Genomic DNA, 21,438 nt, shown 5'->3' with positions numbered 1-21,438 from the left:
GTTCAACCCGGCGCGTGACGCCGGTGGCCCACTTGGAAGTCGTTGCGCCCGCTGCGGTCCACGCCCCTGAGCAGCCACAGCGGCCGCTGCGCGAAGTTGACAGCCACGCCGGTCTTGCCGTCGGCCGGCCGGATGTCGCGCTCGAACACCGAGGTCGATGGCATGTAGCGCAAGGCCACGCCGGTGCGCCGCCGGTTCGAGGTGTTGGCGCGGGCGCCGTGGATCATGTAGACGTCGTGCAGCGACATCTGGCCGGGCTGCAGTTCCAGGTCCACCGCCTCGGCCTCGTCAAAGCTGCCGGCCGCCATACGCTGGTTGAGCGTGAGGTCGTCGCGGTCCTCGTGCAGGTGCGGATGCAGCACCTGCGCCTCGTGCGAGCGCGGGATCACGCGCAGGCAGCCGTTGGCCGAGGTCGAAGGCTCCAGCGCCACCCACACCGTGCAGTTGGCCAGCGGCCGGATCGGCCAGTAGTGGCCGTCCTGGTGCCAGGGCGTCTCGTAGCCCTCGCTGGCCGGCTTGCAGAAGACGTGGCAGCCCCAGAGGATCACGTCCTCGCCGATCACGCCGGACACCAGCTCGACGATCCCCGGGTCCATCGCCAGGTCGAGGAACTGACGGCTGCCGTGCACGCCCTCGCCGTTGTCGCCTTCGATGTGCGCCGAGACCAGCTTCTCGGGCCGCACGCCCGGGTTGCGCCGGATCAGCTCGTTCAGGGCGTCGTGCATCTGCGCCACCCGTCGGGGCGGCAGGCGGAATTCGGGAATCACCCAGCCTTCGCGCTGGTAGTGGGCGATCTCGCCGGGGGACAGCCGGGCCATGTCTTCAGGGCTCCTTGCCCGTCTTCATCGGATAGCCCGCCTCGCGCCAGGCCTTCATGCCACCGTCGAGCGCAACCGCATGCTGGAAGCCCATGTCGCGCAGCGTGGCCGCCGCCAGTGTCGAGATGTAGCCCAGCTCGCAGCAGCTGAGGATGCGCCGGGTGGGATCGGGCAGGTCCTGGTTGACGCGCAGCTCCAGCTGGCCGCGCGGCAGGTGGCGCGCGCCCGGCACGTGGCCGGCCTCGTAGGCTTCGCGCTCGCGCACGTCGAGCACGATCAGGTCGTCCTCGCCGGCCTCCACCCGCGCCTTGAGCTCGGCCAGCGCCATGAAGGGCACCGTCGCGCCCGCCTCGGCCAGGAGGCGCGCCACCGTCTTGCCGCCGCTCATATTGGTGCGCAGCGCCTCGGTGACGTGGGTGGGCATGGTGAGGTTGAGGTTCCTCATCATCTCGACGAACTCGGCGCGCTCGCGCTTCTGCAGCCGCGGGTTGGCGGCCAGCTCCTCGCCGATGGTCGAATGCGTGCGCCCCTTGTAGTCGTGCGCCGGGCAGACCTTCAGTGTCGGGTCCAGCTTCAGCACGCGGTTGAACAGGCTGTCGTACAGCGCCTCGGGGTCGCCGCTGGGCAGGTCGGTGCGGCCGGTGGCGCCGATCAGCAGGGTGTCGCCGGTGAAGAGCCGGTCCTCCACCTGCAGGCACATCGAGTCGGCCGTGTGGCCCGGCGTGTGCAGCACCGACAGCCGGAGCTTGCCCAGCACCAGCATCTCGCCGTCGGCCAGCCGCATGTCGACGAAGGGCGCCGGGCTGGCCCGGTGCATCACCACCGGCAGCTTGAGCTGGCGCGCCAGCTCGCGCGTGGCCGAGAAGTGGTCGGCGTGCGTGTGCGTGTCCACCAGGTAGCGGATGCGCACCCCGTCGCGCGCCGCCAGCCCGAGGTAGTGGTCGATCTGGCTGAGTTCCGGATCGATCAGCGCGGCGACGCAGCTCTGCTCGCAGCCCACCAGGTAGGACTGGCAGCCGCCGGTGGCAACCTGCTCGAAGAGCATGCGGCCCGCCGCGCGCTCAGCCGGGTTGCTTGACCACGCGCAGGTAGGGCTTGGGTGCGTTCCAGCCGCCCGGGAACAGCTTCTTGGCGTCTTCGTCGGAGACCGAGCCGGCGATGATCACGTCCTCGCCCTGCTTCCAGTTCACCGGCGTGGCCACCTTGTGCTTGGCGGTCAGCTGCATGGAGTCGAGCACGCGCAGGATTTCGTCGAAGTTGCGCCCGGTGGTCATCGGGTAGGTCAGCATCAGCTTGATCTTCTTGTCGGGGCCGATGATGAAGACGGAGCGCACGGTCGCGTTGGTGGCGGCGGTGCGGCCTTCGGACGTGCCGGGCTCCTCGGCGGGCAGCATGTTGTAGAGCTTGGCCACCTTCAGGTCGGTGTCGCCGATCATCGGGTAGGTGGGGCGGTGGCCCTGGGTCTCCTGGATGTCGTCGGACCATTTGTCATGGGCGTCCACCGGGTCGATGCTCAACCCGATCAGCTTCGCGTTGCGCTTGGTGAACTCGGGCTCGATCTTGGCCATGTAGCCCAGCTCGGTGGTGCACACCGGGGTGAAGTCCTTCGGGTGGGAGAACAGGACGGCCCATTGGTCGCCGATCCAGTTGTGGAAGTCGATATCCCCCTTGGTGGTCTTGGCGGTGAAATTGGGGGCTTCGTCGTTGATGCGCAGTGACATGTTCGCTCCTTCGAGTTGGTGGGCGGCGGGCGCCTTCTTGCCGTGCGGACGGCAAGAGTCGAAGCATAGAAGACTGGCGCGCCGTGCGCCAGCGTCGGGAATAGGACAGGACGGCGCCCCGGCCATGCCGCGGCGCACCATGCGCACCCTGGCGCGCCGCTCAGCTTTTCTTGGAGGTCTTCGCGAAGAACTGCGTCGGTTTGTGCTCGATCGAGTCGCTGCCGCACTTGGGGCAGCGCAGTTGCACGGTCGCGTGCTCTGCAATGTGCTCTGCGTGCTCGAATACCTCGCCACATTTCTGGCAACGGTACTGGTAGGTAGGCATGACGCACCTCCATCGTGACGGCCGCACATGCTAAACCCAAAGCGGGGGCCGGACCACCGCCATTCACCGGCGCACCGTCGCCTTCGGCTGCGGCATCCCGGCGGCTCATGGCGGCCCGGCCGCCTCCCCCATCAGCCAGTCGCGGAAGGCGGCCAGTGCCGGACGCTCCTCGCCGCTGGCAGGCGTGACCAGGAAGTAGCCACGCTCCGCGCGCAGCGGCCGGTCGCAGGCCACCACCAGTTCGCCGCGCTTCAGCTCCGGCTCGATCAGCATGCGCGGCATCAAGGCCACGCCGAGGCCGTGCGCGGCGGCCACCGCGATCATGGAGAACAGCTCGTAGCGCGGCCCGCTGCGCGCGCGCGGGGCGTCCACCTTCTGCGCATCGAACCACTGGTGCCAGCCGTCGGGCCGGGTGCTCTGCTGGAGCAGCGGCATCCGCGCGATCGCGGACGGCGACATCTGGGCCTTCGTGCCGAGCAGGGCGGGGCTGCAGACCGGCAGCACGTCCTCCGCCAGCAGCAGCACCGAACGCGTCCCGGCCCAGTTGGCGGCCTGTGCCGGCGTGCCCGCGTAGAGGGCGGCGTCGAAGGTGGTGTCGTTGAAGAGGAAGGGACGGGTGCGTGTCTCGATGTGCACCGTGATGTCCGGATGGCGCGCCGCGAAGCCTGGCAGCCGCGGGATCAGCCAGCGGGTGGCGAAGGTCGGCACCGCCGCCAGCTGCAGCGCGCCGCCCACGCCCTGCCGCGCCATCGCGTCCAGCGTGTCGCGCTCCATGCTGTCGAGCTGCCGCGAGATCTGCCGCGCGTAGTCGGCGCCGGCCGGCGTCAGCGCCACGCCGTGGCGCGTGCGGCGGAACAGCGCCATGCCGAGGAAGTCCTCCAGCGCCGTGATCTGGCGCGAGACCGCGCTCTGCGTCAGCGCGAGCTCCTGGGCCGCGCGGGTGTAGCTTTCGTGGCGAGCGGCGGCCTCGAAGCAGATCAGGGCCTGGGTGGAGGGGAGTCTTCGGCGCATGGTATGCGGGCGCTACATAGTTGATGGAGGCCGTTCACCTTTGGAATTCGGTCCCCGATTGTGCGTTGACGTGAGCAAAACGCATAACTGGGTGCCGAATCTTCGTTTGCGCTCGGCGGGGCAGCCGCTTAGGATCGCATTCAGCTTCCTCCCCCGACACATCCACCGGAGACCGCACATGGCCCACGCCGCCTTCCAATGGGACGACCCCCTCCTGCTCGACCAGCAACTCACCAGCGAGGAGCGCCAGGTGCGCGACGCCGCGCATGCCTACTGCCAGGGCCAGCTCGCCCCGCGCGTGCTCGAGGGCTTCCGCAACGGTGAGACCGATCCGAAGATCTTCCGCGAGATGGGCGAGCTCGGCCTGCTCGGCCCGACCATCCCCGAGCAGTACGGCGGCCCCGCTCTCAACTACGTCTGCTACGGCCTGATCGCCCGCGAGGTCGAGCGCGTCGACTCCGGCTACCGCTCCATGGCCAGCGTGCAGAGCTCGCTGGTGATGGTGCCGATCAACGAATTCGGCACCGAGGCGCAGAAGCAGAAATACCTGCCCAAGCTGGCCACCGGTGAATGGATCGGCTGCTTCGGCCTGACCGAGCCCGACCACGGCTCCGACCCCGGCAGCATGGTCACCCGCGCCAAGAAGGTGCCGGGCGGCTACTCGCTCACCGGCGCCAAGATGTGGATCAGCAACAGCCCGATCGCCGACGTCTTCGTGGTCTGGGCCAAGGAAGTCAGCGAAGGTGGCGCCGTCGGCCCGATCCGCGGCTTCGTGCTGGAGAAGGGCATGAAGGGCCTGTCCGCCCCCGCCATCCACGGCAAGGTCGGCCTGCGCGCCAGCATCACCGGCGAGATCGTGATGGACAACGTGTTCTGCCCCGAAGAGAACGCCTTCCCCGAGGTGCGCGGCCTGAAGGGCCCCTTCACCTGCCTCAACAGCGCGCGCTACGGCATCTCCTGGGGCGCGCTCGGCGCGGCCGAGGACTGCTGGCACCGCGCCCGCCAGTACACCCTGGACCGCAAGCAGTTCGGCCGCCCGCTCGCCGCCAACCAGCTGGTCCAGAAGAAGCTGGCCGACATGCAGACCGAGATCACGCTGGGCCTGCAGGGCTGCCTGCGCCTGGGCCGCATGAAGGACGAGGGCACGGCCTCGGTCGAGGTCACCTCGCTGCTCAAGCGCAACTCCTGCGGCAAGGCGCTGGACATCGCCCGCCTGGCCCGCGACATGATGGGCGGCAACGGCATCAGCGACGAATTCGGCGTGGCCCGGCATCTGGTCAACCTGGAAGTGGTCAACACCTACGAGGGCACGCATGACATCCATGCGCTGATCCTGGGGCGCGCGCAAACGGGCATCGCCGCCTTCGCGAACTGACATGGCCACGGCGGCACTCGAAGGCATCAAGGTTCTCGACCTGTCCCGCGTGCTGGCGGGGCCCTGGTGCACCCAGATCCTCGCGGACCTGGGCGCGGACGTGGTGAAGATCGAGCGCCCCGGCGTCGGCGACGACACCCGCACCTGGGGCCCGCCCTTCCTGAAGGACGCCCACGGCCGCGACACCGATCAGGCGACCTACTTCACCGCCTGCAACCGCAACAAGCGCTCGGTCACCATCGACATGGCGACCGCCGAGGGCCAGGCGCTGCTGAAGAAGATGGCGGCCCAGGCCGACATCGTGGTCGAGAATTTCAAGACCGGCGGCCTGAAGCAATACGGCCTGGACTACGAGAGCCTGCGCGCGATCAATCCCCGGCTGGTGTACTGCAGCGTGACCGGCTTCGGCCACGACGGCCCGCATGCCGCGCGCGCCGGCTACGACCTGATGATCCAGGCCACCAGCGGGATGATGAGCATCACCGGCCGACCCGACGAGGAGCCCGGCGGCGGCCCGCTGCGCGTGGGCGTGGCGCTGACCGACCTGTTCACCGGCGTCTACGCGGCCACCGCGATCCTGGCCGCCGTCGAGGTGCGGCACCGCACCGGCGAAGGCCAGCACATCGACATGGCGCTGCTCGACGTCGGCATGGCCATCCTGGCCAACCAGGCCAGCGCCTTCCTCAACACCGGCGTCGCGCCCAAGCGCCAGGGCAACAGCCACCCCAGCCTCGCGCCCTACCAGGACTTCCACACGAAGGACGGCGCGATGCTGCTGGCCATCGGCAACAACGGCCAGTTCACCCGCTTCTGCGAGGCGGCCGGCCAGGCCGAATGGGCCACCGATCCGCGCTTCACCACCAACACGCTGCGGGTGCGGCACCGCGAGGTGCTGGTCCCGATGATGGAGACCATCACCCGCACCAGGACCACCGCCGAGTGGATCGCGCTGCTGGAGGACAAGGCCGTGCCCTGCGGCCCCATCAACAACATCGCCCAGGCCTTCGAGGACGAGCAGGTCAAGGCGCGCGGCCTGGCCGTGGCGCTGCCGCGCGATGCCGGCGATGGCATCTCCCAGATCGTCGGCGTGGCGAGCCCGCTGCGCCTGCAGGCCACGCCACCGGTGATGCGGCGCGCGCCGCCGGCGCTGGGGCAGCACACGGACGAGGTGCTGGCCGAGCTGGGGCTGGACGACAAGCAGCGCGCGGCGCTGCGCGATGCGGGCGTGATCTAGAAGCAGCCCGCGTCCCGGCTGGCGATCGGGTCCGCCGCTACAGCACCCGCCCAACGATCGCCAGCGCGAACACTCCCACGCCCAGCGCGAGGTTCACTTCCACCAGCCTGCGGATGGTGTTGAGCTGGGCCGCGGCCACCGGCCATTCGCGCGCCGCCACGGCCCGCACCAGGCGCGGGTAGGGCGCGAAGCGGATGTGGAGGTACAGGCCCATCATCAGGAGCCCGATGCCGAGCATCGCGTGCACGCTCCAGTGCACGCGCGCGAAGCCGCCCGCGAGCCAGACCATGCCGAATCCGCTGGCCAGCAGCACGGCGATGGCGACCGCCACGCCCGCCAGGAAGCGCGACAGCGCCTGCGCCATCAGCGGAAGCCGCAGCGGCGGCTCCAGCACCGCGACGGCGGAGGGGCGGACGGCGAAATGCATCACTGCCATGCCGCCCACCCAGAAGGCGGCGGCGAGCAGGTGCAGCAGGAGCAGAAGGGCGTGGGGCATGTGCGGAGCTTAGTTCACGGCCAACGCCGCGCGCAGCTTCGCCACCAGGCGCCTTGCCTCGGGCTGAGTCGCGATGTTGGTGAAGCTCATCAGCAGGCCTTCGGTGCGCGGCCCGGCCTGATAGCGTTCCGACAGTGCGCGGCAACTCAGCCCCGCGGCCTGTGCGCGTTGGCTCAGGGTCTGGTCGTCACCCAGTCCGTGGAAGCGCGCGATCAGGTGCATGCCGCCGCTGCGCAGCTCGACGCGCACCGCGTCGCCGAAGGCGCGCTGCAGTTCCGCCGCCAGCACCGTGCGGCGCCGCGCGTAGAGCAGCCGCATCTTCTTGATGTGGCGCGCGAAGTGGCCTTCCCGCATGAAGTCGCAGACCACGGCCTGGATCAGCTGCGGGCAGCCATTGGATGTGACGCGCGCGGCCCGCGCGAAGCGCTCGACGAGGGGCGCAGGCACCACCAGGTAGGCCAGGGCCAGACCGGGGTAGAGCACCTTAGAGAAGGTGCCGGCGTAGAGCACGCGTTCCTGCCGGTCCAGGCTCTTGAGCGCCGGCAGGGGATGCCCGGCGTAGCGGTACTCGCCGTCGTAGTCGTCCTCCACGATCCACGCTCGGGCAGTCTGTGCCCAGGCCAGCAGTTCGAGCCGGCGCGCCATGCTCATCGCATAGCCCAGCGGCGCCTGGTGCGAGGGCGTGACGACCGCCAGCCGCGCATCGGGCGCGCGGCGCCGGCCCTGCGCCACGCGCAGCCCCTCCTCATCGACCGGTATCGGCACCACGCGCTGGCCGGCGTCCTGCAGCACTTCATGCGTCTGCGGGAAGCCGGGGTCCTCCAGCCACACGCGCTCGCCCGGTGCAAGCAGCGCGCGCGCCACCAGCGCGATGCTGGCCCGGTGGCCGGCGGTCACGAAGACCTGCGCGGGGCCGCATGCGATGCCGCGCGCCACCAGCAGGTGGGCCGCGATGGCTTCGCGCAGCGGCGCATGGCCCGCGGGGTCGCCGTAGTGCAGGTCGGCGAGGGCGAGCGAGCGCGCCCGCCGGGCAGCCAGCCGCGTCCAGAGCTTGCGCGGAAAGGCATCGAGCGCCGGCAGGCCCAGCTGGAAGGGGCGAGGCATCGGCACCGGCGCCAGTGGTGGCCCGGCCGGCGCCTTGCCCACCGGCGCCGCGCTGCGCGCGGGCCTGCGCCGCGGCAGTGCCGGCGAGACCACCGTGCCGGCCTGGCCGCGCGCCTCCAGGTAGCCCTGACCGACCAGTTCGGCATAGGCCAGCTCGACCGTGCCGCGCGCCACGCCCAGCTCGCCGGCCAGGCTGCGCGCGGAGGCCAGGCGCTCGCCGGGCTGCAGCAGTCCCTGCTCGATGGCAGCGCGGAAGCGCTCGCAGATCTGCCGGTACAGCGGCGTCGCCTGCGCGCGGTCCAGCTGCAGCAATGCCGCGTAGGAGGTGGGGGTCGTCGTCATGGCCCAGTCGTTTCCGCCAATCTTGGCTCTTTGTCCTGGTGCATCCTAGCCCTACGCTGAAGCCCTCGAATCGAATGGGAAGCACATGAGCGAAAAGAAAATCTTCCTGGCCGGCGCCACCGGTGCCGTCGGCTCGGTGCTGGGGCCGCTGCTGGTCGATGCCGGCTACACCGTCTACGGCAGCACGCGCCGGGCCGAGCGGGCGCAGGCGCTGGAAGCGCAGGGCATGGCGCCGGTCGTGGTCGACGTCTTCGATGCGCCCGCCCTGGCGCAGGCGTTGAAGCGCATCGCACCCGATGCGGTGATGCACCAGCTCACCGACCTGCCGCAGAAGCTCGATCCCGCGGCGATGGCCGATGCGGTGCCGCGCAACGCACGCGTGCGCAGCGAAGGCACGCGCAACCTGGTCGCGGCCGCGCTGGCGTCGGGCTGCGGCCGCATGGTGGCGCAGAGCATCGGCTGGGCCTATGCGCCAGGCCCCAAGCCCTGGCGCGAGGCGCAGCGGCTGGACCTGACAGCCGCGGACCCGCGCGGCATCTCCGTGCGCGGCGTGGCGGCGCTGGAAGCGTTGACGCTGGCCACGCCGGGGCTGGCCGGCACGGTGCTGCGCTACGGGCAGCTCTACGGGCCCCGCACGGCGACCCCGACGCCCAAGGGCGCCAGCCCGGTGCACGTCGAGGCGGCGGCCTGGGCCGCGCTGCTCGCACTGCAGCGCGGGGCCGTCGGCGTTTTCAACATCGCGGAGGAAGGGCCTGAGCTCGACTGCGAGAAGGCTCGGCGCGATCTCGGATGGCATGCGGGCCTGCGCTGGCCGGCGGAGGTGTTGGCATGAATGCAATGCCCCTCTCTTCCCGTCGCAGCCTCGCGCTCGGCGCGCTCGGGCTGGCCGCGGCCGGGTCGGCGCTCATGCCGGCGGCACCCCGGTCGGCTGCCCGATGGATCGACGACCTGTGCACCACCCTGGGCCGGCCGATGTTCGCCTCGGCGCCGGCACCCGCGGGCAGCGCCGCACGGCCCGCGACCCTCGTCAAGCCGCTGTCCTGCGAGCCCTTGCCGAACGTGCCCGGCAAGTCGCAGACCACGGTGCTGGTGGAGTTCCCGCCGCTGGCCTACTCGCCGGCGCACCGGCATCCGGGCTCGGTCACGGCTGTGATCATCGAGGGCACGGTGCGCTCGCAGCTGCAGGGCACGCCGGCCCAGGACTATCAGGCCGGCCAGAGCTTCTTCGAGCCGCCCGGCACGCTGCACGTGTTCGCCGAGAATCCGGACCCCTCGCGCAGCGCGAAGCTGCTGGCCTTCTTCGTGACCGACGAGAACTGCGGCCCATTGACGATCTACGAGTAGCCGTAGCCGGCCGCCGTGCTCAATCCACCTTGATCCCCGCCGCCTTCACCACCTGCTGCGCCTTGGCCGTCTCGTCGACGATGAACTTGTCGAACTGCGCGGAGGGCATGGTGAAGGGCTCGGCGCCCAGCTTGTCCAGGCGCTCCTTCAGGTCCGGCGCGGCCATGATCTTCGCGACCTCGGCCTGCAGCCGCTCGACCGCCGCCTTGGGCGTCTTGGCCGGCGCGAACAGGCCGACCCAGAACAGGTACTCCGAGCCCGGCACGCCGGCCTCGACCGTGGTCGGCAGCTGCGGCATCACGCCCGAGCGCTTGCCGGTGCCCACCGCCAGCGCCTTGAGCTTGCCGTCCTTCACCAGCGGCAGGGCCGACACCATGGGCGCGAAGAACCAGTCGATCCGCCCACCCATCACCTCGGTCATGGCCTCGGGCGTGCCGCGGAAGGGCACGTGCTGCGCCTGCACGCCCGCCGCCAGGCGGAACACCTCGGCGTTCATGTGGGTGGCCGAGCCGTTGCCGGCCGAGCCGTAGTTGAAGCCGCCGGGCCTGGCCTTGGCCTGCGCCACCAGGTCCTTCACGTCGGCGAAGCGGTTGGGCGCGACCACCAGCATGTTGGGCAGGCTGGCCATCGGCGTGATGCCGGCGAAGTCCTTGATCGTGTCGTAGGGCAGGTTCGGGTAGATCGAGGGGTTGACCAGGTGCCCTGCCGAATGCACCAGCAGCGTGTAGCCGTCGGCCGGCGCCTTCGCCACCTGCGCCGCGCCCAGCGTGCCGCCGGCGCCGGGCTTGTTGTCGATGATCACGCTGGTGCCCAGCGCCGGGCCCAGGCGTTCGGCCACCAGGCGGGCCACGATGTCGGTGCCGCTGCCGGCGGTGAAGGGCACGACCATCTTGATCGTCTGGCCCTTCGGCCAGTCGCCCTGGGCGTGGACGCTGCCCAGCGCGCAGGCCGCCAGGGCGGCCGCGACCAGCTGGCGGCGGCGGGGGATGAATGAGGTCATGGCGTTGTCTCCGATGAATCAGGAAAGGGAAAGAGCGGGGTTCAGGCCGCCGGCGGCGCGTTCGCCATCACCAGCGCGACCAGCACCGGCCGCGGGCTGCGGTTGACGAGTTGCCGCTTCTCGCCCGGCGCGAAGCGGCAGGAGTCGTAGGGGCGCAGCACCTGCTCGTCGCGCAGGCCGTCCTGTTCGGACACGACGTGCAGCTCGCCTTCGAGCACGAGGTAGAGCTTCTCGATGGGCGAGCCGTCCAGGCCGGTGTGGCCGCCGGGCAGGATCTGGCTCATGCCCATCCACATCTGCGACGAAGGCCCCGCCTCCTTGCCCTGCAGGCGCAGGCAGCGCATGTCGATGTGGTTGGGTGCCTCGTAGGCCGGCGCCTGGTCGAAACGGGTGACGTGCATCGCGCGTCCTCAGGGCCGCAGCACCACGCGGTCGGTGCTGCCGGAGAGCACCAGCCGGTAGGCGTCGGTTGCCTCGTCGAGCGCGAAGGCCCGGGCGATCGGGAAGGGCCTGAGCGTGCCGCGCTCGAAGCCCTCGCGCATCGCGTCGAGCTGCGCCGTGGCGGCCACGCAGCCCAGCGCCAGCGAGTCGATGCCCACGTAGGTGTGCATGCCGCGGTAGAAGGCGAAGATGTCGAAGGGCACCGCGCGGTCGTGGGTGGCGATGAAGATCTGCGTCGCGCCCTTGGCCATGGCCTTGTTGGCGGCCTCGAAGTAGGCGCTGCCCACGGTGTTGTAGACGATGTCGGCGCCGCGCCCGTCCGTAAGCTCGCGCACCCGCGTTGCCACGTCCTCGTTGCGCGCGTCGACCACGTCGACCGGCGCACAGGCGAAACCCTCGAAAGGCCCTGCGCGCCGCTGCACCGCGATCACGCGCGCGCCGCCCTGGGCGGCCAGCTGCACCGCGGCCTGCCCGACCTTGCCGTTGGCGCCCAGCACGAGCACGGTTTGCCCGGCCTGCGGCATGCCGCTGCGGCGGAAGCCTTCGTACGCCGTGACAAAGGGCACGCCGACCGCGCCGGCTTCGTCCATCGAGATGCTGCGCGGCCGCGCACGCAGGGCCTCGACCGGCAGCAGCAGGTAGCGCGCATGCGAGCCGTCGCGCGTGATGCCGATGTCGCCGCCGGAGCCGTAGACCTCGCGGCCTACCCACTCGGTGGGGCCCGCGACCACCACGCCCGCGAAGTCGCGGCCGGGGCTGCGCGGCCAGACGGCTTGCGGCATCAGGCCCAGGCTGGCCTTGACGTCACTCGGGTTCACCGCAGCGGCGCCGACGCGCACCACGGCGAAGCCCGGCTTCGCGGCGGGCTCCTGCTGCGGCGCGATGTCGAGCTTCAGCGCGTCGAGGTTCGCGGCCTTGTCGTGAAGGCGCACGGCGCGCGCGGCCGTGTCCGTGTTCAGCACTGCGTTCATGGTCACTGCCCTCCCGCCAGGCCGAGCATCGTGCGCGCCTCGCGCGCACTGGCGATCTCGCCGCCCAGGTTTTCGATGATGTCGCGCGCCTTGGCGACCAGCTGTGCGTTGCTTTCGGCCAGCACGCCCTTCTCCAGGTAGATGTTGTCTTCCATGCCCACCCGCACGTGGCCGCCCAGCAGCCAGGCCTGCGCGACGATGGGGAACTCCATGCGGCCGATGCCGAAGGCACTCCAGAAGGCGCCGCGCGGCAGCATGTCGCGTGCGTACATCACGGTCTGGGGCGTGGGCATGAAGCCGTACTTCACGCCCAGCACCAGGGTCCACATCGCGGGGCCTTCGAGCGTGCCGTCGGCGATCAGGTCCAGCGCCAGGTGGATGTCGCCGGAATCGAAGATCTCCAGCTCGGGCTTCACGCCCGCCTCGCGGATCACCTTCGCCATGCGGCGCACGTTCTTCGGCGTGTTGATGACCACGTCGGGGCCGGAGTTCATGGTGTTGAGGTCCAGCGAGCAGACATCGGGCCTGATCAGCGCGATGTGCTCCACGCGCTTTTCCGGCGGCAGCAGGCTGGTGCCGGGCGCGTAGACCTTGGGATCGTCCTCGCTCGGGATGAAGCGACCGCCCGGGCCGGTCGTGAGGTTGATGATCACCTCGCGGTTCTTCTGCCGGATGCGGTCGACCACGTCGCGGTAGAGCTCGACCTGCATCGAGGGCTTGCCGCTTTCCGGGTCGCGCACGTGGATGTGCACCTGGCCCGCGCCAGCCTCGGCGGCGGCCAGGCATTCGTCGGCGATCTGCGCCGGCGTGATCGGCAGGTGAGGGGTCTGCTCCGGCTTCACCAGGTTGCCGGTCACCGCGCAGGTGATGAGTGTCTTGCTGTTCACAGATGCCTCCCACCGTCCACCACGATGCGCGTACCCGTCACGAAGCGCAGCGTGGTCGCCAGCGCCTCGACCGTGGCCGCCACGTCCTCCGGCGTGCCGATGCGGCCCAGCGGCGTGGTCTGTGCCATCTTCGCCTTGAACTCCTCGCCGCGGCCCGGCACGAAGGCGGACTCCACCGCGCCGGGCGAGACCGAGACCACTCGCACGGCCGGCGCCAACGCCTTGGCCAGCGCATCGCCCACCACGTCGACGCTGGCCTTGGCCGCGACATAGGCCAGGTTGCTGCCGACGCCGGTGAAGCCGGCGATCGAGGAGATGTTGACCACCAGGCCGTCGCCGCTCGCCTTGAGCAGCGGCACGAAGGCGCGGATGGTGGCGAACACGCCGCGGAAATTGGCACGCATCAGGTCGTCGATCAGCTCGTCGGTCAGGCCATCGAGATCGGCGGCGGGCACGGGCCGCGTATAGCCGGCGCTGTTGACGAGGATGTCGCAGCGGCCGAAGCCTTCCTTCACGGCAGCGGCAGCGCGCTGCAGGCTGGGCGTGTCGACGATGTCGGCCTGCAGCGCCAGGTGGCGCTGGCCGGCCGCGGCCGGCAGGGCTGCGGTGCGCGCGGCCGCATCGGCCGCATCGCGGTGCAGCAGCACGCAGCTGGCGCCGAGCGCAGCCAGGCGCTGCGCGGTGGCGTAGCCGATGGCGCCAAGGCCGCCGGCGATGACGGCCACCCGGCCGTCGAGTCGGGGTGTGGGATCGAAGCTCATGGGGAAGTGCAATGGAGAAAAAAGGGAATCAGGGGATGGGCGGGCGCGGGAACTTCATCTCGCCGGGCTCGAGCACGAAGTCGTGCGCCAGCGTGGCGGCCTGGCCGTCCTGCTGCGCCTCGAAGCGGCCGATCAGCCGGCGCGTGACGCCGAACACCGGGTCGCTTTCCAGGTTCTCGTCGTCGTCGGCGAAGACCTGCGTGATCAGCACCTTGTGGCCGGGCTTGCTGACCATGAAGTGAAGGTGGGCCGGGCGGTTGGGGTGGCGCTGCTGCGCGCGCAGCAGCACGCCGCAGGGGCCGTCGGTCGGCACCGGGTAGCCGGCTGGGCGCACGGTGCGGAAGTGGAAGCGGCCCTCGGCGTCGGTCTCGAAGCGGCCGCGCAGGTTCATGTCGTCCTGCTGCGGGTCCTGGTTCTCATACAGGCCCACCGGCGAGGCCTGCCATGCATCGACGATGGCGCCGGCGATCGGCCGGCCTTCGTTGTCGCGCACCGTGCCCGTCACCTCGAGCGGAATGCCGGGCGTGTCTGAGCGGGCGATCGACTCGCCCGTGGTGCACAGCGGCGCGTTGGCGCGCCAGAAAGGGCCGAGCAGCGCGGCGGGCGATTCGCCCTGCGGGTCCTGGTTGTTCAGCAGCGCGACCAGGGTGGACACGCCCAGCAGGTCGGCGGCCAGCACGACCTCGTTCTTCTTCTCGCCGGTGGCCTGGCCAATGCCGACGATGAAGTCGAGCGCCTGCTCGAACTCCTCTTCGGTCAGGCGCACTTCCTGGACGAAGGCGTGCAGGTGGCGGGTGAGCGCAGCCATCACGGTGCGCAGGCGCTCGTCGGGTGTGCGGGCCATCGCGGCGGTCGCCATCTCGAGCACGGATTCGGGGGTGGTCACGATCTTCATGGGGCTGCCTTTGTCTTGCAAACGTTTGCACATTATGTGGCCAGGAATATTTCGCGCAAGCTCAGGGTTTACCAGCATTACTGTGAGGAATCGGGCGATACTCTGTTTGTCAGATCAGATCAATCGTTTGCATCAATGAGTCTTCAACCGCCTTCGGTCGTCACCATCCGCGACGTGGCGCAGGCGGCCGGCGTGCATGTCTCGACGGTGTCGCGGGCCCTGAATCCCCAAAAACGCGCCCTGATCAGCGAAGAGGTGCTGCGCGTCGTCGAGGAAGCGGCGCAGCGCCTGGGGTACCGCCCCAACCGCGCCGCCTCGGCCCTGCGCACGGGGCGCACCCACACCATCGGCGTGCTGGTGCCGGACATCACCAACGCGGTCTTTCCGCCCATCCTCCAGGGCATCGAGGCCAGCGCCTCGGCGCGCGGCTACTTCGTGTTCGTGACCAACGTGGTGGACCACGCCCTGGCCCGCCCGATCATCGAGCGCATGCTGGCGCAGCAGGTCGACGGCGTGGTGCTGGCGATCGCCACCCGCGACGATCCGCTGCTCGACTTCCTGCGGCAGGTCGGTATGCGCGCCGTGCTGGTGAACCGCGCCGACGAGAGCGGGCGCCTGCCCGCGGTGGTCAGCGACGATCGGCTGGCGATGAAGCTGGCGGTCGATCACCTGGTCGGGGCCGGGCACCGGCGCATCGCGCACCTGGCCGGGCCGCAGAACGTGCCCACCGGCGTGGCGCGGCGGCAGGGCGTGGAGCAGGCGCTGCGCGACCGCGGCCTGACGCTCGCCGCCGTGGCCGAGTGCGACAGCTACAGCCGCGAGGCCGGCCGCCGGGCCATGGCGCAACTCCTGGCGCAGCCGGAACGGCCGGAGGCGGTGGTCTGCTGCAACGACCTGGTGGCCCTGGGCGCCTACGACGAGATGCGGGCGCAGGGCCTGCGCGTGCCGCACGACATCTCGATCACCGGGCACAACGACATGCCGCTGGTCGACATGGTCGATCCGCCGCTCACCACCATCCGCCTGCCGCACCGCGAGCTGGGCTGGCGCGCGGCCGAGATGCTGTTCGACGAGATCGAGGGCCGGGCGCTGTCGGCCTCCACCGTGGTGCTGCGGCCCGAGCTGGTGGTGCGGGCGTCCACCTGCACCCGGGTCGTGTAGGACAACGCCGCATGCATGGCACCAGCACGGTGCTTGCGTGACAAGGATCACGCTGCAAATTGCAAGCTATGTCAAAAGACGTAACCAATTCGGGACCGCTCACTAATACTTTCGGTGATGCGAGATCACGAAACCAACACCGGCTGGTGGACCGAAAAGCCCGATCGGCAAGACCGCCCGTCGTCGTATGCCTCCCTTGGAAATGGCGGCACCCGGCGGCGCCGTAGCGAACCTGTCTGGACCCGGGCGGCGCTGATCGTCGCCCTGATGGTCACCCTGGGCTGGGCCGTCCTGCGGCTCGCGCGCCTTTGAGCGAACCCGCGACCGCCTGCGCGCCATGACCGCGACCCCGCTTCGCCGCACGGCCCCGGAACCGGCGGGCGCATCTGCATATCGCCATCCGGCGCCCCTCGTGGCCCTGCCGCAGGCGGTCTGCCCCGCCTGCGGCAGGGCGAATCGGCCGGCGGCCAGGTTCTGCATCGGATGCGTGGGTCCGTTGAAGGGCGCTGCACCCGCGCAGCGGGAGCCCGTGCCGCAACCTGCGTACGCCGCCACCGTGGCGTTCACGCGCGCGCAGACGGCTGTGCAGCAGGAGAGAGGGCGGCTCGCCGCGCCGCCGCGGCACGCGCTTCCCGAAAGGACGGACATCGAGGGCTTCCAGATCCTGCGCCCGCTCGGCGAGGGCGGATTCGGAATCGTCTACCTGGCCTGGGACCCATTGCTCGAACGCCACGTCGCGCTCAAGGAGTACATGCCCGCGGCCCTCGCGGTGCGCGCCGACGACTCGCTGGGCGTGTCGATGCGCTCCGAGCGGCATCGGGGCACGTTCGAGGCGGGCCTCAAAAGCTTCCTCAACGAGGCCCGTCTTCTCGCCAGCTTCGACCATCCGGCGTTGCTCAAGGTGTTCCGGTTCTGGGAGGCCCACGGGACGGCCTACATGGCGATGCCCTATTACGAGGGGCCAACGCTGAAGGAAATGCTGGCGGGCGAGTCCAGCCCGCCCGCCGAGGCGCAGCTGCGCGAATGGCTGCATCCCCTGCTGGATGCGCTCGCGATCCTTCATGAGAAGAAATGCCTGCACCGGGACATCTCGCCCGACAACATCCTGCTCACCAGCGCCGGGCCCGTTCTGCTGGATTTCGGCGCGGCGAGGCGCGTGATCAGCGACATGACGCAGGGGCTGACGGCCGTGCTCAAGCCCGGCTTCGCGCCCATCGAACAGTACGGCGGCGTGATGGCGCAGGGCCCTTGGACGGATCTCTATGCGTTGGCCGGCGTCGTGTACTACGCGATCACCGGCCGGCTGCCGCCCGCATCCGCCGGCCGCGTGGTGAGCGACGCGTTCGAGCCGTTGGCCGGCACGCATGGCGGCCTCTACGGCGAACGCTTCCTGCAGGCCATCGATGCCAGCCTGGCGCTGCGGCCGGAAGCCAGGCCGCAGGATGTGGGGCAGTTCCGCGCGCTCATCGGGGGCCCCGCCCTCGCGGACGCGCCGCCGCCAGCGCCCGCCGCCGCCGCACGGGAGGCTGGCCGGGATGCCGCGCCGGCCGCAGTGCCCAGCGCGCCTGTCGACACCGGGCCTGAGACCCATCACGCCCCCCTTGCACCGGCCGCGGCGGCGCGGGCGCGGCCCCGCCTTCGCCACGCCCCGGCCGCGCTTCTCCTGCTGGCGCTGGCGGGAAGCGCCGCGTGGTGGTTGGCCGGGGATGCGTCACGCGCGCCCTTGGACGCCCAGGCCGCCAAGGCACCAAGTGTCGTGCCCGACGCAACGGTCGCGGCGCCTGCCAGGTCCGAGCTGCCGCCGCAGGCTGCCGTTCGCGCTTCCTCCACGGTTCCCTCCGAGCCAGCCATTGCCGAAACGCCCCGGCCGGCCGCGGCGCGCGTTGTCGACGCGTCCGCGCGCCCGGCGCCCGCCGCAACGGCCGCTGCGGCCAAGCCGCCGTCGGCGCGGGCGAAGCCTGTGGCGATCGCATCGGAGCCGTCGCAACCCACGCAGCGCCCAGCCCGCACCGAGCCCGAGGCCCCACCCGCCGTCGCCCAGGCCAGTCGCCCCCAGCGCTGCAGCGACCTCGTCCTGAAATCGTCGTTGGAGGGGCTCAACCCCGACGAAGCCACCTTCCAGAAGAGCCAATGCAGATGAAATCCCACGCCTTTGTGGCGCCGCTGCTGTCCAGCCTGCTGCTCGCCCCCGCCTGTTTCACCCTCGCCGGATGCGGCACGCGGCCCGTGGCGGTGAGCGAAGAAGCCTTGCCCTACGACCGCGCCATCGCCGCAGCGGCCGACGAACTCTTCGAGCAAACCCGCACGCTACCCAGGCGCCTGGCCGGGCAGGACAGGGGAACGGTTGTGCTCGATCCGACCATCGCCGCCGACAGCGGCCAGCAGACCGTCGCGACCCAGCAGATGGACCGGGCGATCGGCGAGCGCCTGCAGCAGCAACGCCAGTTCGAGCTCCTGCCCTTCCAGGCTTCCAGCATTTCGACGGCGCAATACCTGCTCGTTGGTTCGCTGGCCCGGGCCCGCACTGCCTACCGTTTGAATCTGGCCCTGGTGGAGATCAGGAGTGGCGAGGTCATTGGCCAGTCCTCGGCGCTGGCGCACCAGGACGGCATCGACATGAAGCCGATGAACTACTACCGCGACAGTCCCGTGCTGATGAAGGACGAGACCGTGGACGGCTATGTCCGCACCAGCACCACACCGGCCGGCCACGCCGCCGATCCCACCTACCTGGGCCGCATCGCCGCAGCCACCACCGTCCACGAGGCGGCGGCACTCTACAACGCCGGCCGCTACCGTGAGGCGCTGGCTGAGTACCGCAAGCTGTCGGCAGCGCCGGGCGGCAACCAGCTCCGGGTGCTCAACGGCGTCTACCTCAGCAGCGTCAAGCTCGGGCGGGTGGCCGAGGCCGAGGAAGCCTTCGGCCGCCTGGTGGCCTACGGGCTCACGCAGAAGAACCTGAGCGTCAAGTTCCTCTTCAATCCGGGCAGCACGGAGTTCTGGTCCGACCACCGGCTCACCAGTGCCTACGGCATGTGGCTGCGCCAGATCGCGCGGCAGGCGGGCAGTGCGAAGACCTGCATGGACATCGTGGGCCACAGCAGCAAGACCGGGCCGGAAGCGGTCAACGACAGCCTGTCCGCCCGCCGCGCTTCGTTCATCCGCCAGAAGCTGAGCGCGGAATTGCCGGAGCTGGCCGGCCGGACGCGCACCGTGGGCATGGGTTCCAGGCACAACCTCGTCGGCAGCGGCACCGACGACGTCGTCGACGCGCCGGATCGCCGGGTCGATTTCAGCATCGTCGATTGCGCGGCCTGAGACGCCGAGGCCGCCGACCGAACCCCATGAGCAATGACATGAATCCGATGTCGAACATCGAAAACCAGAAGGACTACGAGCCCCCGCCTTCCCGCTGAAATCCGTTCGCGGACCTCAGCGCGCCCGCGAGGACTGCACCAGCGCCGGCACCTCGCTGCGGCCGATGCCGAGATCGAGCAGCTCGTGCTCGCTCATGCCCTTGAGCTGGAGGGCCTGTTGCCGAGCGCGGCGGCGCGCCTTCGACCGCGCGGCCCGATCGGCCAGCGCCTTCAGCAGCTTGAGCATCATCGATTCCATCGCATGTTCTCCTGACATGAACGCCATGGTGCGCTGCCGCGTGTTATTGTGGAAGTCGAAATTTCTGAGGCTACCAATCAGGATTACTGATGAGAGAGCTGAACCTCGACCAGGTCCGAACCCTGGTCGCCATCGCCGACCTGGGCACCTTCTCGGCCGCCGCGCAGTCCCTGCACCTGGCGCAGCCGACCGTCAGCCTGCATGTCGGCGAGCTGGAGTCGCGCCTGGGCGCGACGCTGCTGCTGCGCGGCGCGCGGCGGGTCACGCCCACGCCGGCCGGCGCCGTGCTGGTGGAGCGCGGCCGGCGCCTGCTGCGCGACGCCGACGACGCCATCGATGCGGTGCGGCGCCAGCACCAGGGACTGGCCGGCCGGGTGCGCATCGGCTGCAGCACCACCAGCGTGGTGGTCGACCTGCTTCCGCCGGTGTTCCATGCGCTGCTGGAGCGCTACCCCGACATCGTGCTCACGCCGAGCTTCCTGGGCTCGGAGTACTCGGTCTCGGGCGTGCTGGCGGGCGCGCTGGATCTGGCCATCATCGCGCTGCCGCAGCCCGCGATGCCGGGCCTGGCACTGGCGCCCTGGCGCCAGCACTCGATGATGGCCTTCATCCCCGCGCGCTGGCAGGCGCCGCGTCGCGTCACGCCGGCCTGGCTGGCGCAGCAGCCGCTGATCATGAACGAGCCGGGCTCGCGCATGTACGCGCTGACCATGGAATGGTTCGCGAATGCCGGCTTCGCACCGCGTGCGCGCATCGAGCACAACTACGACGTCGCCATGCGCGGGCTGGTCGCCGCGGGCTACGGCGTGGCGCTGCTGCCCGCGCCCGACGAAGGCAAGGTGGCCGACGCGGGCGAGCATGTGCAGACGCGGCCGCTGAGCCCCAGGCTCACACGCCACCTGGCCATCGCGTACCGCGCGCAGGGCACGCTGGACGGCGCCACGCAGCGGGTGATCGAGATGCTGCTGGAGTTCGGCCGCAGCTGACGGCCGGTCAGAAGATCGACAGGCCCGTCTTCGCGACGAAGAGCTCGAGCGCCTTCCTGCCCAGCAGCGAATTGCCCGTCGCATCGAGCGCCGGCGACCAGACGCACAGCGTGAGCCGGTCCGGCACCACCGCGACGATGCCGCCGCCCACGCCGCTCTTGCAGGGCAGGCCGATCGAGAAGGCCACGTCGCCGGCGGCATCGTAGGTGCCGCAGGTCAGCATCAGCGCGTTGATGCGGCGCGCATGCCGCTCGGTCGTGATGTCCGCCTCGCCGCTGCGCGGATGCGCGCCATCGCGGCACAGGAAGCCGGCCGCGCGCGCCAGCTGCACGCAGCTCATGCGCAGCGAGCACTGGTGGAAGTACAGGTCCAGCACCGCCTCGACGTCGTTGTCGAGCTTGCCGAAGCTTTTCATGAAGTTGGCCAGCGCGTGGTTGCGGTAGCCCGTCGCCGCTTCGGAAGCGGCCACCTCGGCATCGAAGGCGACGGGTTCGCCGCACAGGCTGGCCATCAGTGCCAGCAGCTCGGCCTTGGCGTCGCCGCGGCTGAGCAGGCGGTCTGCCACTGCGATCGCGCCGGCATTGATGAAGGGGTTGCGCGGCTTGCCTTGCTCGCTCTCGAGCTGCACCAGCGAATTGAAGGGATTGCCCGAGGGCTCGCGGCCGATGCGCTCCCACAGCGCATCGCCCATGTGCCGCATCGCCAGCGTGAGCGTGAAGAGCTTGGAGACACTCTGGATCGAGAAGGGCGTGGCGGCATCGCCCGCCTGCGCCTCTGCGCCCTGGCAGGTGCGCAGCGCGATGCCGAACTGCGCCGCCGGCACGCGTGCGAGCGCGGGGATGTAGCTGGCCACGGTGCCGGCCTGGCCCAGCAGGGGGCGGATCTCGTCGTGGATCTCGTCGAGGAGGGGCTGAAAGTTCATCGTCGATGAAGCGGCGTGGGGATTGGCGT

24 protein-coding genes are annotated in these 21,438 nt (G+C 70.4%); 9 read left to right on the top strand and 15 right to left on the bottom strand.

The window, feature by feature from the left end; translation table 11 throughout:
- Positions 1-2 precede the first annotated feature (2 nt).
- The 5 genes from A8M77_RS12535 to A8M77_RS12515 form a co-directional block, all read right to left on the bottom strand.
- Positions 3-818, bottom strand: a complete 816-nt coding sequence (locus A8M77_RS12535; protein WP_086921826.1) for a phytanoyl-CoA dioxygenase family protein — start codon at positions 816-818, stop codon at positions 3-5.
- A 4-nt stretch (positions 819-822) separates the two neighbouring features.
- A complete protein-coding gene (locus A8M77_RS12530) occupies positions 823-1,863 on the bottom strand; it encodes an MBL fold metallo-hydrolase (RefSeq protein WP_086921825.1) in 1,041 nt (346 codons plus the stop codon).
- A gap of 16 nt (positions 1,864-1,879) precedes the next feature.
- Positions 1,880-2,539: a peroxiredoxin gene (locus A8M77_RS12525; RefSeq protein ID WP_086921824.1), complete on the bottom strand. Its 660-nt coding sequence runs from the start codon at positions 2,537-2,539 to the stop codon at positions 1,880-1,882.
- A 160-nt stretch (positions 2,540-2,699) separates the two neighbouring features.
- Positions 2,700-2,864 carry an FmdB family zinc ribbon protein gene (locus tag A8M77_RS12520; RefSeq protein WP_086921823.1) on the bottom strand — a complete coding sequence of 55 codons (165 nt, stop codon included), beginning with the start codon at positions 2,862-2,864 and terminating at the stop codon, positions 2,700-2,702.
- 105 nt (positions 2,865-2,969) lie between these two features.
- Positions 2,970-3,875, bottom strand: a complete 906-nt coding sequence (locus A8M77_RS12515; RefSeq protein WP_086921822.1) for a LysR substrate-binding domain-containing protein — start codon at positions 3,873-3,875, stop codon at positions 2,970-2,972.
- A 178-nt stretch (positions 3,876-4,053) separates the two neighbouring features.
- On the opposite strand from A8M77_RS12515, the gene A8M77_RS12510 reads away from it, so the two are divergent.
- A complete protein-coding gene (locus A8M77_RS12510) occupies positions 4,054-5,250 on the top strand; it encodes an acyl-CoA dehydrogenase (protein WP_086921821.1) in 1,197 nt (398 codons plus the stop codon).
- Position 5,251: 1 nt separating this feature from the next.
- A complete protein-coding gene (locus A8M77_RS12505; protein ID WP_086921820.1) occupies positions 5,252-6,484 on the top strand; it encodes a CaiB/BaiF CoA transferase family protein in 1,233 nt (410 codons plus the stop codon).
- Between the two features lie 37 nt (positions 6,485-6,521).
- On the opposite strand, the gene A8M77_RS12500 is transcribed toward A8M77_RS12505, so the two are convergent.
- Together A8M77_RS12500 and pdxR are read right to left on the bottom strand one after the other, a co-directional pair.
- A complete protein-coding gene (locus A8M77_RS12500; RefSeq protein ID WP_086921819.1) occupies positions 6,522-6,980 on the bottom strand; it encodes a CopD family protein in 459 nt (152 codons plus the stop codon).
- A 9-nt stretch (positions 6,981-6,989) separates the two neighbouring features.
- Positions 6,990-8,426: a MocR-like pyridoxine biosynthesis transcription factor PdxR gene (gene pdxR, locus A8M77_RS12495; protein ID WP_086921818.1), complete on the bottom strand. Its 1,437-nt coding sequence runs from the start codon at positions 8,424-8,426 to the stop codon at positions 6,990-6,992.
- 85 nt (positions 8,427-8,511) lie between these two features.
- On the opposite strand from pdxR, the gene A8M77_RS12490 reads away from it, so the two are divergent.
- Positions 8,512-9,258, top strand: coding sequence for an NAD-dependent epimerase/dehydratase family protein (locus tag A8M77_RS12490; protein ID WP_086921817.1), 747 nt, complete (start codon positions 8,512-8,514; stop codon positions 9,256-9,258).
- Complete coding sequence (locus tag A8M77_RS12485) at positions 9,255-9,770, top strand: cupin domain-containing protein (RefSeq protein ID WP_086921816.1); 516 nt, start codon at positions 9,255-9,257, stop codon at positions 9,768-9,770. The genes A8M77_RS12490 and A8M77_RS12485 overlap by 4 nt, the downstream gene beginning before the upstream one ends.
- Positions 9,771-9,789: 19 nt before the next feature.
- Here A8M77_RS12485 and A8M77_RS12480 read toward each other — a convergent pair whose 3' ends face one another.
- From A8M77_RS12480 to A8M77_RS12455, 6 genes are read right to left on the bottom strand one after another with little or no spacing between them, the layout of a single operon-like run.
- Entirely contained in the window at positions 9,790-10,770 is a 981-nt protein-coding gene (locus tag A8M77_RS12480; RefSeq protein WP_086921815.1) for a tripartite tricarboxylate transporter substrate binding protein, read from the bottom strand.
- 41 nt (positions 10,771-10,811) lie between these two features.
- Positions 10,812-11,171, bottom strand: coding sequence for a cupin domain-containing protein (locus A8M77_RS12475; RefSeq protein WP_086921814.1), 360 nt, complete (start codon positions 11,169-11,171; stop codon positions 10,812-10,814).
- Between the two features lie 9 nt (positions 11,172-11,180).
- Complete coding sequence (locus tag A8M77_RS12470; protein WP_192871597.1) at positions 11,181-12,182, bottom strand: quinone oxidoreductase family protein; 1,002 nt, start codon at positions 12,180-12,182, stop codon at positions 11,181-11,183.
- 2 nt (positions 12,183-12,184) lie between these two features.
- Positions 12,185-13,069 carry a 3-keto-5-aminohexanoate cleavage protein gene (locus A8M77_RS12465; protein WP_086921813.1) on the bottom strand — a complete coding sequence of 295 codons (885 nt, stop codon included), beginning with the start codon at positions 13,067-13,069 and terminating at the stop codon, positions 12,185-12,187.
- Positions 13,066-13,830, bottom strand: coding sequence for an SDR family NAD(P)-dependent oxidoreductase (locus A8M77_RS12460; protein WP_086921812.1), 765 nt, complete (start codon positions 13,828-13,830; stop codon positions 13,066-13,068). Before A8M77_RS12460 ends, A8M77_RS12465 begins: the two co-directional genes overlap by 4 nt.
- Before the next feature lie 28 nt (positions 13,831-13,858).
- On the bottom strand, positions 13,859-14,725 hold the full coding sequence (locus A8M77_RS12455; RefSeq protein WP_086921811.1) for a dioxygenase family protein: 867 nt from the start codon (positions 14,723-14,725) through the stop codon (positions 13,859-13,861).
- Between the two features lie 135 nt (positions 14,726-14,860).
- Between A8M77_RS12455 and A8M77_RS12450 the strand changes: the two genes are divergently transcribed.
- The 4 genes from A8M77_RS12450 (at position 14,861) to A8M77_RS12440 (ending at position 19,204) form a co-directional block, all read left to right on the top strand.
- Positions 14,861-15,886, top strand: coding sequence for a LacI family DNA-binding transcriptional regulator (locus A8M77_RS12450; protein WP_086921810.1), 1,026 nt, complete (start codon positions 14,861-14,863; stop codon positions 15,884-15,886).
- Between the two features lie 117 nt (positions 15,887-16,003).
- On the top strand, positions 16,004-16,198 hold the full coding sequence (locus A8M77_RS35175) for a hypothetical protein (RefSeq protein WP_143694589.1): 195 nt from the start codon (positions 16,004-16,006) through the stop codon (positions 16,196-16,198).
- Positions 16,199-16,415: 217 nt separating this feature from the next.
- The gene (locus tag A8M77_RS12445) at positions 16,416-18,026 is read left to right on the top strand and encodes a serine/threonine protein kinase (RefSeq protein WP_238136799.1); all 1,611 of its coding nucleotides are present in this window, start codon (positions 16,416-16,418) and stop codon (positions 18,024-18,026) included.
- Positions 18,017-19,204 (top strand): OmpA family protein, encoded by a 1,188-nt coding sequence (locus A8M77_RS12440; RefSeq protein ID WP_086921808.1) that lies wholly within the window; start codon positions 18,017-18,019, stop codon positions 19,202-19,204. Before A8M77_RS12445 ends, A8M77_RS12440 begins: the two co-directional genes overlap by 10 nt.
- Before the next feature lie 114 nt (positions 19,205-19,318).
- Here A8M77_RS12440 and A8M77_RS12435 read toward each other — a convergent pair whose 3' ends face one another.
- Complete coding sequence (locus tag A8M77_RS12435; RefSeq protein WP_086921807.1) at positions 19,319-19,501, bottom strand: DUF1127 domain-containing protein; 183 nt, start codon at positions 19,499-19,501, stop codon at positions 19,319-19,321.
- Positions 19,502-19,590: 89 nt separating this feature from the next.
- Here A8M77_RS12435 and A8M77_RS12430 point away from each other — a divergent pair, with 89 nt between their 5' ends.
- The gene (locus A8M77_RS12430; RefSeq protein ID WP_086921806.1) at positions 19,591-20,487 is read left to right on the top strand and encodes a LysR family transcriptional regulator; all 897 of its coding nucleotides are present in this window, start codon (positions 19,591-19,593) and stop codon (positions 20,485-20,487) included.
- Between the two features lie 7 nt (positions 20,488-20,494).
- Here A8M77_RS12430 and A8M77_RS12425 read toward each other — a convergent pair whose 3' ends face one another.
- A complete protein-coding gene (locus A8M77_RS12425) occupies positions 20,495-21,409 on the bottom strand; it encodes a glutaminase (protein ID WP_086921805.1) in 915 nt (304 codons plus the stop codon).
- Between the last annotated feature and the right edge of the window lie 29 nt (positions 21,410-21,438).

Origin of the sequence: Variovorax sp. JS1663 (assembly GCF_002157355.1) — a bacterium.
Taxonomy (GTDB): domain Bacteria; phylum Pseudomonadota; class Gammaproteobacteria; order Burkholderiales; family Burkholderiaceae_C; genus Variovorax.
The sequence above is the reverse complement of the archived record's forward strand: the minus strand, read 5'-3'. Positions and strand labels throughout refer to the sequence as shown.

What these genes read in the sequence shown, in the direction of transcription:
- A8M77_RS12535 (WP_086921826.1), bottom strand. Translation starts at nt 818, where the DNA reads ATGGCCCGGCTGTCCCCCGGCGAGATCGCCCACTACCAGCGCGAAGGC.
- A8M77_RS12530 (WP_086921825.1), bottom strand. Translation starts at nt 1,863, where the DNA reads ATGCTCTTCGAGCAGGTTGCCACCGGCGGCTGCCAGTCCTACCTGGTG.
- A8M77_RS12525 (WP_086921824.1), bottom strand. Translation starts at nt 2,539, where the DNA reads ATGTCACTGCGCATCAACGACGAAGCCCCCAATTTCACCGCCAAGACC.
- A8M77_RS12520 (WP_086921823.1), bottom strand. Translation starts at nt 2,864, where the DNA reads ATGCCTACCTACCAGTACCGTTGCCAGAAATGTGGCGAGGTATTCGAG.
- A8M77_RS12515 (WP_086921822.1), bottom strand. Translation starts at nt 3,875, where the DNA reads ATGCGCCGAAGACTCCCCTCCACCCAGGCCCTGATCTGCTTCGAGGCC.
- A8M77_RS12510 (WP_086921821.1), top strand. Translation starts at nt 4,054, where the DNA reads ATGGCCCACGCCGCCTTCCAATGGGACGACCCCCTCCTGCTCGACCAG.
- A8M77_RS12505 (WP_086921820.1), top strand. Translation starts at nt 5,252, where the DNA reads ATGGCCACGGCGGCACTCGAAGGCATCAAGGTTCTCGACCTGTCCCGC.
- A8M77_RS12500 (WP_086921819.1), bottom strand. Translation starts at nt 6,980, where the DNA reads ATGCCCCACGCCCTTCTGCTCCTGCTGCACCTGCTCGCCGCCGCCTTC.
- pdxR (WP_086921818.1), bottom strand. Translation starts at nt 8,426, where the DNA reads ATGACGACGACCCCCACCTCCTACGCGGCATTGCTGCAGCTGGACCGC.
- A8M77_RS12490 (WP_086921817.1), top strand. Translation starts at nt 8,512, where the DNA reads ATGAGCGAAAAGAAAATCTTCCTGGCCGGCGCCACCGGTGCCGTCGGC.
- A8M77_RS12485 (WP_086921816.1), top strand. Translation starts at nt 9,255, where the DNA reads ATGAATGCAATGCCCCTCTCTTCCCGTCGCAGCCTCGCGCTCGGCGCG.
- A8M77_RS12480 (WP_086921815.1), bottom strand. Translation starts at nt 10,770, where the DNA reads ATGACCTCATTCATCCCCCGCCGCCGCCAGCTGGTCGCGGCCGCCCTG.
- A8M77_RS12475 (WP_086921814.1), bottom strand. Translation starts at nt 11,171, where the DNA reads ATGCACGTCACCCGTTTCGACCAGGCGCCGGCCTACGAGGCACCCAAC.
- A8M77_RS12470 (WP_192871597.1), bottom strand. Translation starts at nt 12,182, where the DNA reads ATGAACGCAGTGCTGAACACGGACACGGCCGCGCGCGCCGTGCGCCTT.
- A8M77_RS12460 (WP_086921812.1), bottom strand. Translation starts at nt 13,830, where the DNA reads ATGAGCTTCGATCCCACACCCCGACTCGACGGCCGGGTGGCCGTCATC.
- A8M77_RS12455 (WP_086921811.1), bottom strand. Translation starts at nt 14,725, where the DNA reads ATGAAGATCGTGACCACCCCCGAATCCGTGCTCGAGATGGCGACCGCC.
- A8M77_RS12450 (WP_086921810.1), top strand. Translation starts at nt 14,861, where the DNA reads ATGAGTCTTCAACCGCCTTCGGTCGTCACCATCCGCGACGTGGCGCAG.
- A8M77_RS35175 (WP_143694589.1), top strand. Translation starts at nt 16,004, where the DNA reads ATGCGAGATCACGAAACCAACACCGGCTGGTGGACCGAAAAGCCCGAT.
- A8M77_RS12440 (WP_086921808.1), top strand. Translation starts at nt 18,017, where the DNA reads ATGCAGATGAAATCCCACGCCTTTGTGGCGCCGCTGCTGTCCAGCCTG.
- A8M77_RS12435 (WP_086921807.1), bottom strand. Translation starts at nt 19,501, where the DNA reads ATGGAATCGATGATGCTCAAGCTGCTGAAGGCGCTGGCCGATCGGGCC.
- A8M77_RS12430 (WP_086921806.1), top strand. Translation starts at nt 19,591, where the DNA reads ATGAGAGAGCTGAACCTCGACCAGGTCCGAACCCTGGTCGCCATCGCC.
- A8M77_RS12425 (WP_086921805.1), bottom strand. Translation starts at nt 21,409, where the DNA reads ATGAACTTTCAGCCCCTCCTCGACGAGATCCACGACGAGATCCGCCCC.